The sequence below is a fragment of the Blautia sp. TM10-2 genome (assembly GCF_003480845.1).
GTDB classification, from domain to species: Bacteria; Bacillota; Clostridia; order Lachnospirales; family Lachnospiraceae; genus Fusicatenibacter; species Fusicatenibacter saccharivorans.
This window is the reverse complement of the sequence record NZ_QUJZ01000013.1, coordinates 87,455-102,780: the sequence shown is the minus strand read 5'-3', so window position 1 is coordinate 102,780 and position 15,326 is coordinate 87,455. Positions and strand designations below refer to the sequence as shown.

The following is a 15,326-nucleotide window of genomic DNA, read 5'->3' as shown; positions in this document are numbered from 1 at the left end:
TACTCCGGAAAACAGGGGGATAAGAATGGAACAATATAAAGTGATTCTTGTCGATGATGAAGTAGAGGTCATCGATGTTATGAAAAAAAAGATCCATTGGAATGATCTGGGATTTGACGTAGTGGGAAGTGCCACCAACGGCGTGAAGGCTTTGGAGCTGGTGGAAAAACTTCAGCCGGATGTGGTACTGACGGACATTAAAATGCCTTACATGGATGGACTGGAGCTGGCAAGAAAACTGAACCAGGACTATCCTAATATTTACATTATGCTTTGCACCGGCTTTGACGAATTCGAGTATGCGAAAGAGGCCGTCCATCTGGAGATTAAGGAATATATGCTGAAACCCATCAGCGCCACCGAGCTGTCAGAGAGCCTGATGAAGCTGAAAACAACACTGGACAGGGAACGGGAAGAAAAGTTAAATGTAAAAAAACTGGAAGACTATTTCCAGGAGGTATTACCAAAGCTGCAGTCCAATTTCTTCATTTCCCTGATTGAAGGAAGAGTCAGAGAAGAGGACTATGAACGATTCCTTTTGGATTATCAGGTGGATATGAAGGGACCTTTGTTTTGCTGCATTATCTTTCATACCTCGGAAAATGATGTGCCGGATGGGATGAATCCCTTATTATTATCCATGTCCGTGGAACGGGAGATCAAACAGCGGCTGATGGAGAACTGTAATTGCCAGGAATTCATTTATATGGGTAATACCATTCTGATTATGGAACTCCATTCAGAAGATGAGATAGCTCAATTGACGGACAAGTGTGACCGGTTCTGCCGCTGGGCATGGAGAATTATGGGGGCGGCGGTTACCGCAGGGATCGGAACCGTCTGCAACAGTCTGTACGACATCAGTATTTCCTACGAGGGAGCCAGAGAGGCGGTATCCTATCGTGTCCTGTACGGAACGAAACGAGCCATCAATATCGCGGAGATCGTTCCTAAAGAGTCAAAAAAGGCGGTTCCCTTAGAAGAGACAAGGATGCAGGAGCTGTTTCGTGCCATCCATGTAGGGGATCAGGAGAAGATCCGGAAAGAAGCCATCAAAGAGACAGAAAAGCTCCATAAGAATGCAGCCACCATCAGCCAGTACAATCTGGCTACCATGGAGATTGTCAGCGGATTTTTCAAATTCTGTGCCAATAATTCCATGGATTTCAATGAAATTTCCGGAAATGTACAGAACCTTTATGAAAGAGTGACTCAGTTGGATGAAAGCTCTATGACAAACTGGATCATCAATATGTCTATGGCGATCAGCGAAAAACTGAGAAGTACCAGAAACAGTACCTCCAGACGGATCATCACCGATGCACAGAACATCGTAAAAGACAGATATATGGAACCGGCGCTCTCGCTGGATGATGTGTGCGCAGATCTTGGTGTGTCCAATTCTTACTTTTCGTCCATCTTTAAAAAGGAAACCGGTCAGTCCTTTGTCTCCTATCTTACCGATTACCGAATGGACAGGGCAGAAGAAATGGTGCTGAACACCGATGAAAAAAGCTATAAGATCGCAGAAAAAGTGGGATATCAGGATGCGAACTACTTCAGCTATGTATTCAAAAAGAAATTCGGTGTTTCCCCTTCCAAATACAGAGCTTCCGGAAAATAAAAAGACGGAAAGCAGAAAGAGCAAGCACAGAAAGACTCCGAGAGTACATCAGGCAGAAAAGAGGGAACAGGTGAAAGGGAAAATACATGAAAGATAGAAAAAGAAAGCCGGATTCCAGGAAGAACATCGTATTTAACATACAGTCGATCATCCTGTCTGTCCTTATGGCGATTTCACTGGTTACGATCATTGTAATGGGATTGCTGCTTTACCATCGATTCAAGCTGGCATTGGAAAAAACAGCAGTGGACAACACGGAAGCTACTGTAGAGGCTACCGTGGACCGGTTAGATGCAGACCTGCTGGATATCCGGCAGATTATAAACGGGGCAAACTACAACGTGGTCCAGCAGTTTGATATATCCAGCGGGGAATTCTCGGAGCAGTTCAGTCTGCTCTATGAGACCAACTCCGATAAGATCCAGAGCCTGGCTTTGTATGACCCCAAAGGAAATCTGATTGCATCGGAGCCGGTGGCGGCAGAAAAGAAAAATGTGAAGGTGCAGACGCAGGAATGGTATAAAAATGCGGAAGATGCCATTGAAAATATACACTTTTCCACACCGCATATCCAGGAGCTGTTTGAGGACGGCTCTTATCGGTACCAATGGGTCGTTTCCCTGAGCAGGTATGTAGATGTCAACAAGGGAGAGACACCGGAAACAGGTATTCTTTTACTGGATATGAAATATTCTGTGATCAGGGACGTGATGAAGCAGATCAATGACTGTTCCGGCGGAATCTACTATTATCTGACCAGTCAGGACGGAGAGATGATCTATCATCCACGGGGAACGGAGTTAAACCGCGGATTATTTGAAGAAAACAGTCTGGACGCGGCAAAATACGAGGACGGAACCTACGAGATCCGTTCCGGCGGTCAGAACGAGACCGTGATCGTCGGCAGCGTAGCCTATACAGGCTGGAAGATGATCGGTGTTGTGCCAGAGAGCGTGCAGGCGGCAAACTACAAGAACTTCCGTTACTATGTATTTGCCACGATTCTGGTTCTTCTGGTCATGCTTTTGGAGGGAAATCAGCTGGTATCCCGGAAGATATCCAAACCGATCCGGGAGCTGGATGCTTCCGTCAAGGCCCATGAGGCAGGAGGAAAACCGGATATCTATATCGGCGGCTCCTCGGAGATCCGCCATCTGGGACATTCTGTGCAGAAGTCCTATGAACAGATCGAAAAACTGATGGACGAGATCATCCGGCAGCAAAATGAACGAAGAAAAAGTGAACTGGATGCCCTGCAAAGCCAGATCAACCCCCATTTTCTGTATAATACACTGGAGTCCATCACATGGATGGTGGAAGCCCAGGAAAATGAAGCAGCGGTTCGTATGATTTCCGAACTGGCAAAATTACTTCGTGTCAGTCTGTCACGGGGTAAGACCATCATTCCCATTAAGGATGAGCTGCAGCACAGCAGAAGCTATATGAATATCCAGCTGGCCCGGTACAAAGAGCGATTTAAAACAGAATTCCGGATTGAGGAAGAGATTGAAAACTACTGCATTGTAAAGCTGGTGATCCAGCCTATCCTGGAAAATGCCATCTATTATGGCGTTGGCAATATGGATGAGGATGATGGCGGCATGATCATCGTCAGCGGAAAAAAGAAAGACGAGGACATTCTGATCACCATCGAAGACAATGGGATGGGCATGCGGGAAGAAGTCCTGGAAAATATTCTGACGGATAACAGCAAGGTTCCGAAGCATGGTTCCGGTGTGGGCGTAATCAATGTGCATTCCAGAATCCGGCTGATGTTTGGCGAAGAATACGGACTTTCCATAGAAAGCGAACCGGACGAAGGAACAAGGGTTACGATCCGTATTCCGGCAATCCCATATACACCGGAAAACGCAGAAGCATTGGAATTACAAAAATACATACAGAGGAGACCGGGCGGATGAAAAAGAACAGAATGAAATTTCTTATAATTGAGTTTCTTTTGCTGCTGCTGGCAGTATTCTTTGTATGGAAGATTTTCGATCAGAACGTAGCAGAGCCCCGGATTGCGGTGATTCTTCCGGAGTCCGGTGACAAACGCTGGGATGCCCTGATCAAGGGAATGAAGCAGGCTGCGGCAGAGAACAACGTTCATATGATCATCTGCAATACGGAAGAGATCGACGGGCCGGAGGCGGAAAGAGAATTTATCAGGGAACAGAAGGACAACGATATTGATGGCTTTATCATATATCCGGCACCCGGTCATGAGACGGAAAATATGCTGAAAAAAGAGTGTGGAAAGAAACCGTATCTGCTGATTGCAGATGGTCTGGCGGTAAAAGAAGGGGAAACTGCCAGTCCCACGATCCAGCCGGATTACCGGGAGATCGGAAGATGGCTGGGAGAACGGCTGAGAACAAAAAAGCAGAAGATCGGAATTATCGCCGACTGGAAAATGTCCGAGGCTGTACAGGCGGAGATTTGTGGATTGAACGAGGCGCTGGAAGGCAGCGAAAGCAAGATCAGCTGGTGTATTTACCGGAGAAAAGAACAGGACATTGTGGAGCGGATGAAGAAGGAAACAGAGGCGGATGCTCTTGTCATCCTGGATGCAGGAATATTGGAAGAGTTTGGAGAGCAGGCAGAAAATGGAACATACGAGGGCGCGGAGCTCTATGGAGTGGGTTACAGTCTGAAGACAATTGCACTTCTGGATAACGGAAACATTCAGGGGCTGGCTGTGCCGGACGGATATGAAATCGGCTATAAAAGTGTGGAAGAAATAACCAAAAGGATCGAGCACAGGTCTTATAAAATGCAAGGATATATAACCGAATATCAGGTACTTGGCAAGGAAAATTTCTCTATGGACGAAGATTTAGAAAGGTTTTTATATTCCTATGAATAAAAAGAAAAGAAGGGTGGCAGTATTATTATCTGCCACGATAGGGAGTGCGGTGCTTGTGCTGTCGGGGTGTTCCGGCAAGTCGGACCAGACAGAGAAAACCCTGCGGGTCGGAGTGATAACCTACACTCAGGATGATCCTTTTATCAATGGATTGACGGATGAACTGAAGGCGCAGCTGAAAGCCATGGAAAACAAAGAACGAAGGATTATCGTATCGACAAAAAGCGGAAACGACGATCAGCAGGAACAGAACGAAAAGGTGGAAGAGATGATTGATGCCGGCTGTGATGTGCTCTGTATCAATCTTGTGGACCGGACAGCTCCGTCCCGGATCATCCGAATGGCAAGGAATGAAGACATTCCTGTGATCTTTTTTAACAGGGAACCGGTAAGGGAAGACCTGATGCAGTGGGAAAAGCTGTATTATGTGGGCTGTGATGCAGAACAGTCCGGGATTATGCAGGGCGAGATTGCAGAAGAATACATCAAGAGCCATCCGGAAGTCGATAAAAATCAGGATGGAAAGATCCAATACGTGCTTCTGGAAGGAGAAGCAGGCCATCAGGATGCCATCAGCAGAACAGAGTATTCCGTAAAGACACTGATGAAGAATGATGTTATACTGGAAAAGCTAAGCTATCAGTTAGCGGACTGGAACCGGGGACAGGCGGAAAACCGCATGAACCGTCTGATCAGCCAGTACGGAAAAAAGATTGAACTTGTTATGTCCAACAACGATGAGATGGCACTTGGGGCTGTGGAGGCCTATCGGAAAGCAGGCTATGTCCGTGAAGAATGGCCGGTGATCTTCGGAATTGATGGCCTGGAAGAGGCTCTGGAAGCCGTAAAGGCAGGAGAGATGCAGGGCAGCATCCTAAATGACAGAGTGGATCAGGCAAAGAAAATGGCGAAAATGGCAGTGGAGCTGTTCGAGGGAGAGGAATTTGACCAGGAAAGCCTGAAAGAAGGCCGGTATTATTTTTCAGAATATCAGAAGGTAGACGGCAGCAACATCGATGAGTACCTGAACGCAGAAGAGACGATTTCCCACTCCGAAATGTAAGCAGGAAGACTGCGTTTGCAGGCAGAAAGAGTAAGTAAAGACGTGTCTTTATTTTAAACCAATCAAGCAAGCAGCGAAGCGGATTGCGAATATCCGACTGACAGAATGAGGAAAAACAGATGGAACATACATGGACCAAAGATTTTTATCAGGAGACAGATCCGGCAAAACGGCAGCAGATCTTAAAAGAATATATCGGAGAGGAGGAAGCCTGGGAAGAAGAATACCGGGCTCGGCTCTGGACGGCCCGATACGGACAACGCAGGCTCCAGAAGGATGAATTTGTCAAATGCCTGATGGAACTGAAGTATCTGGCGGAAGGAACCTCTCTGGATCCGGGAGGCGACAGAAGAAAGATGGGAGCCCGGATTCTCTCTACGTTGTGTCTGGCGGAAGCCATGCAGTCAGATGAGGGATACCAGAAAATTCTTGCAGATGAACTGTACAATGTATTCCTGAAATTTATTCAGGTCAGCAGAGGAGGCAGAGGATTTACCTCTCTGGTATTCGGCATGGGACAATTGTCCGAAGAAGGAATCGCGAAAAAAATCGCCGAACAGATCAGTGTGATCGCGTTCAAGGCACCACGCCTGCTTCACATGGAAAAAGAATTCATCCTGCTCCGGGAAGCCGCCCTCCGGGCATATCGGCAGGAGTATCCGAACAGGGAGCATTTTCTGAATAAATATTGAGGTTATTGCAGTAATGTCTGAAAAGTGACCGGGCGGAAAGAGAAAGGAGAATAAAATGGAATACAGAAAATTTGACAATGTTATAGTAGCAAGGATTGACAAAGACGAAGAAATATTGGAGCAGCTGAGGGTAATTGCCATAAAGGAGAATATAAAGCTTGCCAGTGTCCAGGCTCTTGGAGCGATCAATGATTTCACAGTCGGAGTATACAAGACAGACGAAAAGAAATATTATTCAAACAGCTTCCAGGGGTATTATGAAATTACATCACTGACAGGTACAATCAATACAATGGATGGAGAATATTATGCACATCTTCATATGAGTGCCGGAAATCAGAAGGGCGAGGTGTTTGGAGGACATCTGAACAGAGCGATTGTCAGTGCAACCTGTGAGCTGGTCATCACGGTAATTGACGGAAGAGTGGACAGAGTTCATGATGAAGAAACCGGACTTAATATTTTTAAGTTTAACTGAAGCTGCAAAGCAGCTATTCGGTTATGAGCAAGTAGCGAAGCGGATTGCGAATATCCGCTTGACTTAAAAGCCTGAGAGGAAATAGTGAGAAGCAACATCGGGATGCAGCGTAAGCGAAATCGAGATGTGATCTGAAGAGATAATACAATTTACGAAAAAGTGGATTTTCCACATAAATACCTGAACTGGAGGTGTATGGGCTATGATAAAAGAACATTATTCGATCCTGTTTTGCAGCTTAACGGGTAATACAAAGAAGCTGGCTGATGCAATCTATGAAACGTTGCCAAAGGACAAATGCGATTATTTTGGCACAAACGATTCGCAGGTACCGCAATCCGACGTATGCTATATCGGATTTTGGACGGACAAAGGGAATGCAGACCAAAAGACATTAGAATTGCTGTCGAAATTAAAAAATAAAAAGATTTTTCTGTTTGGAACAGCTGGATTTGGCGGAAGTGATGCCTATTTTGAAAAGATTCTCGGACAAGTCAAACAGTCGATTGATGCAAGCAATACGGTCATCGGTGAGTATATGTGCCAGGGAAAGATGCCGCAGTCTGTGCGTGAACGGTATGTGAAAATGAAAGAAAACCCGGAACATCCGGCCAATCTTGATCTGCTGATTCAGAATTTTGACCGTGCTTTGTCACATCCGGACAGCGAAGATTTGGAAAGACTGAAAAAGTCATTATGAGATAGAAAAGTATATTGTGCTTGATAAAAATAATCAGATAAGAGCAAAATTCGCGAAATGATTGCAATGGGTCGTCAAATGGAATAGAATGGAGAGAAAAAAGAAAGGTGTGGAAAAGGCAGGGCTGGCAAAGCATATCCGGCAGATGAGGTCATGCAGAAGTAAAAACAATGAAAACTACAACAAAACAAACTCATTTATACAGTAACACGGATCTTCGCAAGCTTTTAATTCCGATCATCATTGAACAGTTACTTTCTTCCCTGATGGGAACTGTCGACACGATGATGGTCAGCAATGTCGGGTCTGCCGCAATTTCGGCAGTCTCGTTGGTGGATTCCATTAATATCTTAGTCATTCAGGCGCTTTCTGCGTTGGCGGCAGGAGGAGCGATTCTCTGTTCGCAGTATATTGGAAGCGAAAAACGGGATGGAGCAATCCGTTCGGCACAGCAGGTGCTTTTTGTTATGACAGTTTTGTCCGTCGCATTATCCGCGGGCTGCCTGATTTTCCGTGTTCCGCTGCTGCGTGTGATTTTCGGGGCAGTGGAAGCGGATGTTATGAAAAATTCACAGGTGTATTTCCTGTTTACGCTGCTGTCATTCCCGTTTATCGGTCTTTACGATGCGGGCGCATCCATTCTGCGGGCGCAGAACAACAGCCGCAGTCCGATGGTGATTTCGGTGATTTCCAACTTTATGAACATCGGCGGAAATGCCATTCTTATTTTCGGCTTCCATATGGGTGTCGAAGGAGCCGCGATTTCGACTTTAATTTCGCGTATTTTCTGTGCGGTTGTCGTACTGTGGAAGCTTCGGGATGAAAGCAAACCGATTTTTGTGAAGCAGTATCTTTCCATTCGGCCGGACTTTGGTTTGATCAAAAAAATACTGTTCATCGGTATTCCATCGGGAATCGAGAACAGTATGTTCCAGTTTGGAAAGCTGGCGATTCAGTCCACTGTGTCCACACTTGGCACGGTTGCCATTGCCGCGCAGGCGATGACGAACATCCTTGAGAACCTGAACGGTGTCGCTGCGATCGGTGTCGGCATCGGACTGATGACGGTAGTCGGTCAGTGTCTCGGCGCGGGCCGGAAGGATGAAGCAATCTACTATATTAAAAAACTGTGCTGGCTGTCAGAAGTGGTTATCGTTGCAAGCTGTCTGCTGGTATTTGTGCTGACAAAACCGATTACGATGATCGGCGGTATGGAGGCAGAGAGTGCAAAGCTCTGCATGCAGATGATGATCTTTATCACGATTGTAAAGCCGCTCTGCTGGGTCATGGCGTTTGTCCCGGGATACGGCATGCGGGCTGCCGGGGATGTAAAATTCTCCATGATCACATCCTGCTGTACGATGTGGCTGTGCCGTGTGAGTCTCTGTATTTACCTGTGCCGCGTATGGGGATTCGGCCCGATTGCGGTCTGGATCGGTATGGCGGCAGACTGGAGCCTGCGGTCCATTCTCTTTACCATCCGGTTCAAATCAGGAAAATGGCTGAATCATCATTTGATAGAAGAAAAGAAATAGGAAGTTCGCCACACGCTCTAGACATCTTCTTGCGGTAAAAAGGAAAGCGCATATGCAAGAGAGTCGTTGAGATGAGATTTTTGACCGCGGCTGGAAGCCGTACCGGATCAATCACCTGAGCTGGTGGAAAGAGGAGCTTGCATCCGAAGAAGAGATGGAAGAGGGACGGAATAATCTTGCAGCACATGACAATCGGAATGTAGATGAAAAGAAAATCCTTTTGTATGAACAGATCATTCGGGTTGTGTAGAAACAGGAAGAAAAAACTGGATTTTTCCAGTACCGGATGATAAGATAAAACTGTGTTTCGGGATGGCTTAAACATATGGAGGTGCAGGATGGAACCAATTTATTTGTCAATCCAGCAGAAAGAAACTGGCAGCCGCATCAAATCCCTTCTTCGTGAAAGCGGATACACCGTGAGAGACATTCAGAATGCCATGGGTTTTGAAAATCCACAGGCGGTCTATAAATGGATTTCCGGCAAGTGTCTACCAAGTCTGGACAACTTTCTCATTTTAAGCAGATTATTAAACACAAGCATCGAAGATATCCTCGTCATTGACGGGGATATTCCTCGTTTCCGAAGCAAATACAGAGAAATCCGAGAAAGATTAAACCGCTGGTATAATGACAAAATCGTTATTTTGTGATACAGTGAAGAAAAGCAGAAAAAGAATCGGTTAAAAAGGTTTTGGAAAGGAAAAACAGATGTCAGCAGGAATACGTTTTGGCTACCGCAATTTAGAACATACCCCAGAAGCAACGTTTGTCGTCAAACAGCGTGGCTTTGTTTTGATATGTTCAATTGAGAAAAGCGACAGAACGGATTCTGTGGAATATGATACGGGAGGATCAAATTAGACGACCGCATCAGACAACTGGATACGAACGAAGAGGAGCCGCTTATCTTATGTTGAACACATGGGATAGGTGGCTTTTTCTATTAAATTTTTATATCAGAACAAATTGAGAAGGGAGAAACCCGGAATGGATCAGATCGAAATCAAAGGAAAAGTAAATACAGCCATCTGCTATGCCAGGGTCGTAGAGGAGGAAGCCATCGAGCAGATCCGCCGCATGTGCGATTATCCGATGACGGAAGGCTCGCGGATCCGCATCATGCCGGATGTGCATGCGGGAAAAGGATGTACGATCGGAACAACGATGACCATCCGCGACAAGGCAGTGCCGAACGTCGTCGGCGTGGACATCGGGTGCGGCATGTACACCGTAAATCTTGGAAGAGCCGAACTTGATTTTGCAAAAATCGACGAGGCGGCACATGTTATCCCGTCCGGCATGAATGTCTGGGAGGGGAGACAGGAACGTTTTGACCTGATGACACTTGCCTGCAGCCGGGAATTAAAAGACACAAAACGCCTGGAGCGGTCGCTTGGAACCTTAGGCGGCGGCAACCATTTTATCGAGATCGATGAAGCCGCCGACGGCACAAAATATCTCGTCATCCATTCCGGCTCGCGGAATCTCGGAAAACAGGTGGCAGAGTATTACCAGAATCTGGCAGTGCGGCTGGACCGCGGTTATGACGAGTACCTGGAAAAACGCGAGGAGCTCATACGCACCTACAAAGAGCAGGGCCGCAGAAAGGAAATCCAGGAGGCGTTAAAACAGCTGCAGTGGAAACCGGACGAAGCGCAGATGCCGGAGGATCTCTGCTATCTGACCGGAAAATATCTGGAAGCCTATCTGCACGACGTGGAGATCTGCCAGCAGTTTGCACGCCGGAACCGGGAAAAAATGGCGGAAATCCTGCTGGAACGAACCGGCCTTACCGGCACCGATGCGTTCCACACGATTCATAACTATATCGACACAAACGAGATGATACTCCGAAAAGGCGCAATCGCAGCGCACAAAGGAGAACGAGTGCTGATTCCGATCAATATGCGCGACGGCAGTATTCTCGCCGTCGGAAAAGGAAATCCGGAGTGGAACGATTCTGCCCCGCACGGAGCCGGACGGCTGATGTCGCGCAAAAAAGCGAAGGAAACCCTGGCACTGGAGGAATACCGGAAGAGCATGGAGGGAATCTATACGACTTCTGTCAACGAACATACCCTGGACGAGGCGCCGATGGCGTACAAATCGCTGGATGACATTCTCGATATAGTCCGTGCATCGGTCGATGTCGTGGAGGTGCTGCGTCCCGTCTACAATTTCAAAGCATCAGAATAGAGGCGGAGGAAACCAGTAAAATTCCTCCGCAAGAAGGAGGAAGAAAAAAATGATGGCAATTCCGTCAATTGATATGGAAGCAACAGGAAGAAACATTACAAGACTGCGGCAGCAGGCAGGCCTTACCGTCCGTGACCTGCAGAAAATTTTCGGTTTCACCACCCCGCAGGCAATCTACAAGTGGCAGCACGGCACCGCCATGCCGGCAATCGACAACCTGGTCGTGCTGGCAGCGGTACTGAATGTGTCGATCGATGAGATCGTGATTGTGGAGACAAGAGAGCTTGTGCTTGCGAGTGCATGAAGTCCGGTTCTGATCCGGCGCGCCGGAGCGGCAAAGCCCGAAGGGGGGAAGCAATCCGCCCGGTGCGCAAAAAACGCAGGATTATACCGCAGGTTGAATGACAAACCACATACGATGAGATATAATAAAGACATAACAAGGGCAGGTAAGCCTAGCGGCGAAGGCGGCGGACTGTAAATCCGTTACAATAGAAACACCGTTGGTTCGAGTCCAACTCTGCCCATGCAAACCGGTCGCGGAAAGTCTCCACCGGCTCCGTTGACTTTATATGTGCAAACTGATAAGATACTCATAAGTATGTTCTTATGGGTATCTTATTTTTGTATTTCGAAAAGAAAAGGGGAAATTAAATAATGACAAAAAAGAAAATCATTGGCCTTTGCATCGGCGCTGTCGTTCTTGCCGTGGCTGCGGCCGGTGTGAAGGAAGGCAACTGGCTGATGAAGCATCGCCGGATGCAGAATGAGTTTACGCATGAGATGAATGCATTCACGACCAAAACAAACGCTGAGCTGATCCAGCCGACGATTGTTGCGGAGGATGATATCTACGGCTGGTTTTTCCATGAGGAAGATGACGGGCTGTACATGAATCTCTATTACCGGATCAAAAACGAGTCCAATCAGCACGAAATTGCATCCAGTGAATTTCCTGTGAAGATCAAAAAGGAGCTTCTTGCGGATGATAAAGTGTGGAGCAGAACGACGGGGACCGCGAAAAATCAGGTTCACGCGGAATACCTGGAAGGAGAAGATGACATGACGGTTTCGTTTGACGTCTATTACCAGTGTGAGGGTTCCTGCGGGGAATATTTTGCGGATATTACCGTGACGGACAGTGAGACCGGAAAGCTCTACTACAGCAGTGAAGCAGAAAATGAAGCGGCAGAATAGGAGGAGCAATGGCCGAAAAAGAAAGCAAAAATAAATGGCATACCCCGACGGAGCGGATTATGATGCTGGGATTTGCGGCGGTAATCCTGCTGGGAACGATTCTTCTTTGCCTGCCGGTTTCTGCGGCGGACGGAAAAAGCGTTTACTGGCTCGACGCCCTGTTTACCGCAACGACATCTGTCTGCGTGACGGGCCTTGTCACCGTTCCGACGGCGACGACATGGAGTACCTTTGGAAAAATTGTGATCCTCGGGTTGATTCAGTTCGGAGGTCTTGGCATCATGGCGTGCCTGACGATGGTGTTTCTGATCCTGCGCCGGAAAATCAGTCTGCAGAGCCGTAAACTGATCCAGGACACTTACAATCTGCCGGTTTTAAAGGGCAGCGTCGGTATTGTGCGGAAGCTGCTGATCGGCACGGCGGCGGTGGAGCTGGCGGGAGCCTTTTTCTACAGCTTCTGGTTTGTGCCGGAATACGGTTTCTGGAAGGGAATCGGCTACAGCCTGTTCCACTCCGTATCCGCCTTCTGCAACGCCGGAATTGACCTCGTCGGGGAATCCTCGTTCGCCCCGTTTGTGACGAACCCTCTCATCAACTTTACGACGATGGGCCTGATTTTCTTAAGCGGCCTTGGCTTTCCGGTCTGGTGGGAAGTGCTGGAGCGCGTGCAGGATCTTGTAAAAGGAAAACGGACCCGGAAAAACTTCGTGCGCGGCTTCACGCTCCACACCAAACTGGTTCTGACGACAACCGTCATTCTTCTGTTCGGCGGGGCGCTTCTGATCCTCGCGCTGGACTGGAACAACGCATCCTCGCTTGGCAGCTTAAAACCGGCGCAGAAGGCTATGGCGGCCTTCTTCCAGTCCGTGACGACGCGAACCGCCGGCTTTGAGACGATCCCGCAGGCAAACTTCTCGGACGGCTCCGCGATGGTAAGTATGATCCTCATGTTCATCGGCGGCTCTCCGATGGGAACGGCGGGCGGTGTCAAGACGACGACTGTTGCGATTCTGCTCGTGGTCGTCGCATCCTACATCCGCGGCGATTCCGACACCGTGGTCTGGGGACGGAAGGTCATGGAAGAAAACATCCGCACCGCGGTCGTTATTTTCTTCTTCGCACTGACGATGGCATTCACCGCGACGGTGCTTCTGATCTCTGTCACCGGAAGTCCTCTGCTGGACTGCCTGTATGAGATCGTTTCCGCTGTGGCAACCGTGGGACTGACGCGGTCGCTTACGCCGACCCTTCCGGCGGCGGGAAAAATCATCGTAATTCTGGTCATGTTCATGGGACGTCTTGGACCGGTTACGCTGGCTATTGCACTGCGGCGGAGAAGCGGAAGAAAAGATGTGGATATCCAGCGCCCGGAACAGCGGGTGCTGATTGGATAAAAGAGGAGAAAAAACATGAGTAAACAATACGCAGTCATCGGACTTGGAAAATTCGGCTTCGCCGTGGCGACAACGCTGGCGCAGGCAGGAAAAGAAGTGCTCGCGGTCGATAAAGACCCGGAGCTGGTACAGGAGATCGCCGATCTCGTCACATATGCGGCGCGCGCGGACATCACCGACAGCCGTGTTTTTGCATCGCTTGGCATCAGCAACATGGATGTCGTGATCGTCGGCATCGCTGAAAATATGGAGTCGAGCATCCTCGCCACCCTGCAGGCAAAAGAGGCGGGCGTGCCGCTCGTCATCGCAAAGGGCATGAGCCAGATGCATGCCAATATTTTGAAAAAAGTCGGCGCGGACCGCGTCGTGATGGCGGAGAGTGAGACGGGCATCCGCCTCGGAAAAAGCCTGATTTCCGGTGGCTTCCAGGACTTCTTCATGCTGTCGGATTCGTTTTCCATGGTAGAGCTTCCCGTGCCGGAAGAGTGGACGGGGCATAACCTCGAGGAGCTGGATCTGCGGAAGAAATACAGTATCAACGTAATCGCCGTCAAGGACGGGGAAGACATCCGTGTCACGGTCAATCCGAAGACGCTGCTCCGCGCAGAGGAAGTGCTGATTCTGATCGGCGAAAACAAAGAACTTGCCAAATTGATGAAAAACAGGAAATGAGGGGACCATTCATGATTACAAGCAGCAGCAATGCACAGGTAAAAAACATTATTGCGCTGAACAAAAAAGCAAAAGAACGCCGGGAGCAGGATGTTTTCGTGGCGGAGGGCTGGAAAATGTTCCAGGAAGCGCCGCGGGAATGGCTGAAAAAAGTATATGTGTCTGAGAGCGGCAGCAAAATGCATGAAATGCCGTCCGACGGGACAGAATACGAAGTAGTGGACGACCGCGTGTTCCAGTCCATGTGCGACACGAAGACGCCGCAGGGTGTTTTAAGTGTGATCCGCATGCCGCATTACACCGAAGAGGAGGTGATGGACAACGGAAAGACACCGCTTCTGATGATACTTGAGGATCTGCAGGACCCTGGAAATGTCGGAACAATCATCCGCACCGCAGAGGGCGCAGGAGTCACCGGCATCATCATGAGCCGCGGTACCGCGGATATCTTCAATCCGAAAACGATCCGCTCGACGATGGGCTCGATCTACCGTATGCCGTTTCTGATCGTCGACGATGCGGTCGGATTTGTAAAAGGCTTAAAAGCGCGGAAGATCTGTACGTACGCGGCACATCTGCACGGCGTGCATTCCTACCGCGAGGAGGATTACACAAAAGGAACGGCATTCCTGATCGGAAATGAGGGAAACGGCCTGACCGATGCAATGGCAGAGGCCGCCGAGTGCCTGATCCGTATTCCGATGGAAGGAAAAGTGGAGTCGTTAAACGCAGCGATTGCATCCGCCGTTCTGATGTATGAGGCACATGGCCAGCGCGCATAAAAGAAAGAGCGTTACCGGTTTTCTTACATTTCTCTTAACCGCCGGAAAACTACTCGACAGAACCGGTATTTTGAGCTAAAATAGAAAAAACAGAGTCCGGGCTGAATTTCTGTCAGTCCGG

Annotated in this window: 15 protein-coding genes and 1 tRNA gene; all 16 read left to right on the top strand. The window is 48.4% G+C overall.

The genetic code is table 11. From position 1 onward, the window contains the following. Positions 1-25: 25 nt before the first annotated feature. Positions 26-1,624, top strand: a complete 1,599-nt coding sequence (locus tag DXD92_RS13980) for a response regulator (protein ID WP_055267740.1) — start codon at positions 26-28, stop codon at positions 1,622-1,624. Between the two features lie 86 nt (positions 1,625-1,710). Next, the gene (locus DXD92_RS13975) at positions 1,711-3,546 is read left to right on the top strand and encodes a cache domain-containing sensor histidine kinase (RefSeq protein WP_117801555.1); all 1,836 of its coding nucleotides are present in this window, start codon (positions 1,711-1,713) and stop codon (positions 3,544-3,546) included. After that, positions 3,543-4,493 (top strand): substrate-binding domain-containing protein, encoded by a 951-nt coding sequence (locus DXD92_RS13970; protein ID WP_118601136.1) that lies wholly within the window; start codon positions 3,543-3,545, stop codon positions 4,491-4,493. The genes DXD92_RS13975 and DXD92_RS13970 overlap by 4 nt, the downstream gene beginning before the upstream one ends. 13 nt (positions 4,494-4,506) lie before the next feature. Beyond that, positions 4,507-5,556, top strand: coding sequence for a galactose ABC transporter substrate-binding protein (locus tag DXD92_RS13965; protein ID WP_330411482.1), 1,050 nt, complete (start codon positions 4,507-4,509; stop codon positions 5,554-5,556). 119 nt (positions 5,557-5,675) lie between these two features. Next, positions 5,676-6,248 carry a DUF6553 family protein gene (locus DXD92_RS13960; RefSeq protein ID WP_118640777.1) on the top strand — a complete coding sequence of 191 codons (573 nt, stop codon included), beginning with the start codon at positions 5,676-5,678 and terminating at the stop codon, positions 6,246-6,248. Positions 6,249-6,303: 55 nt separating this feature from the next. Further along, a complete protein-coding gene (locus DXD92_RS13955; protein ID WP_055228550.1) occupies positions 6,304-6,726 on the top strand; it encodes a PPC domain-containing DNA-binding protein in 423 nt (140 codons plus the stop codon). Between the two features lie 202 nt (positions 6,727-6,928). Then, positions 6,929-7,426 carry a flavodoxin family protein BilS gene (gene bilS / locus DXD92_RS13950; RefSeq protein WP_055220197.1) on the top strand — a complete coding sequence of 166 codons (498 nt, stop codon included), beginning with the start codon at positions 6,929-6,931 and terminating at the stop codon, positions 7,424-7,426. Between the two features lie 170 nt (positions 7,427-7,596). Further along, entirely contained in the window at positions 7,597-8,961 is a 1,365-nt protein-coding gene (locus DXD92_RS13945; protein WP_118595949.1) for an MATE family efflux transporter, read from the top strand. Positions 8,962-9,299: 338 nt separating this feature from the next. Further along, on the top strand, positions 9,300-9,614 hold the full coding sequence (locus DXD92_RS13940; protein ID WP_022461712.1) for a helix-turn-helix domain-containing protein: 315 nt from the start codon (positions 9,300-9,302) through the stop codon (positions 9,612-9,614). A 337-nt stretch (positions 9,615-9,951) separates the two neighbouring features. Continuing rightward, on the top strand, positions 9,952-11,160 hold the full coding sequence (locus tag DXD92_RS13935; protein ID WP_117510110.1) for an RtcB family protein: 1,209 nt from the start codon (positions 9,952-9,954) through the stop codon (positions 11,158-11,160). A gap of 49 nt (positions 11,161-11,209) precedes the next feature. Then, positions 11,210-11,464: a helix-turn-helix domain-containing protein gene (locus DXD92_RS13930; RefSeq protein WP_118640775.1), complete on the top strand. Its 255-nt coding sequence runs from the start codon at positions 11,210-11,212 to the stop codon at positions 11,462-11,464. Between the two features lie 139 nt (positions 11,465-11,603). After that, positions 11,604-11,687: transfer RNA gene (locus DXD92_RS13925), tRNA-Tyr, on the top strand. A 130-nt stretch (positions 11,688-11,817) separates the two neighbouring features. After that, complete coding sequence (locus DXD92_RS13920) at positions 11,818-12,357, top strand: hypothetical protein (protein WP_118640773.1); 540 nt, start codon at positions 11,818-11,820, stop codon at positions 12,355-12,357. Between the two features lie 8 nt (positions 12,358-12,365). Continuing rightward, a complete protein-coding gene (locus DXD92_RS13915) occupies positions 12,366-13,751 on the top strand; it encodes a TrkH family potassium uptake protein (RefSeq protein ID WP_118640771.1) in 1,386 nt (461 codons plus the stop codon). A gap of 15 nt (positions 13,752-13,766) precedes the next feature. Beyond that, the gene (locus tag DXD92_RS13910; RefSeq protein ID WP_118640769.1) at positions 13,767-14,423 is read left to right on the top strand and encodes a potassium channel family protein; all 657 of its coding nucleotides are present in this window, start codon (positions 13,767-13,769) and stop codon (positions 14,421-14,423) included. Positions 14,424-14,434: 11 nt separating this feature from the next. Then, entirely contained in the window at positions 14,435-15,205 is a 771-nt protein-coding gene (locus DXD92_RS13905) for a TrmH family RNA methyltransferase (RefSeq protein ID WP_118640767.1), read from the top strand. Positions 15,206-15,326 lie beyond the last annotated feature (121 nt).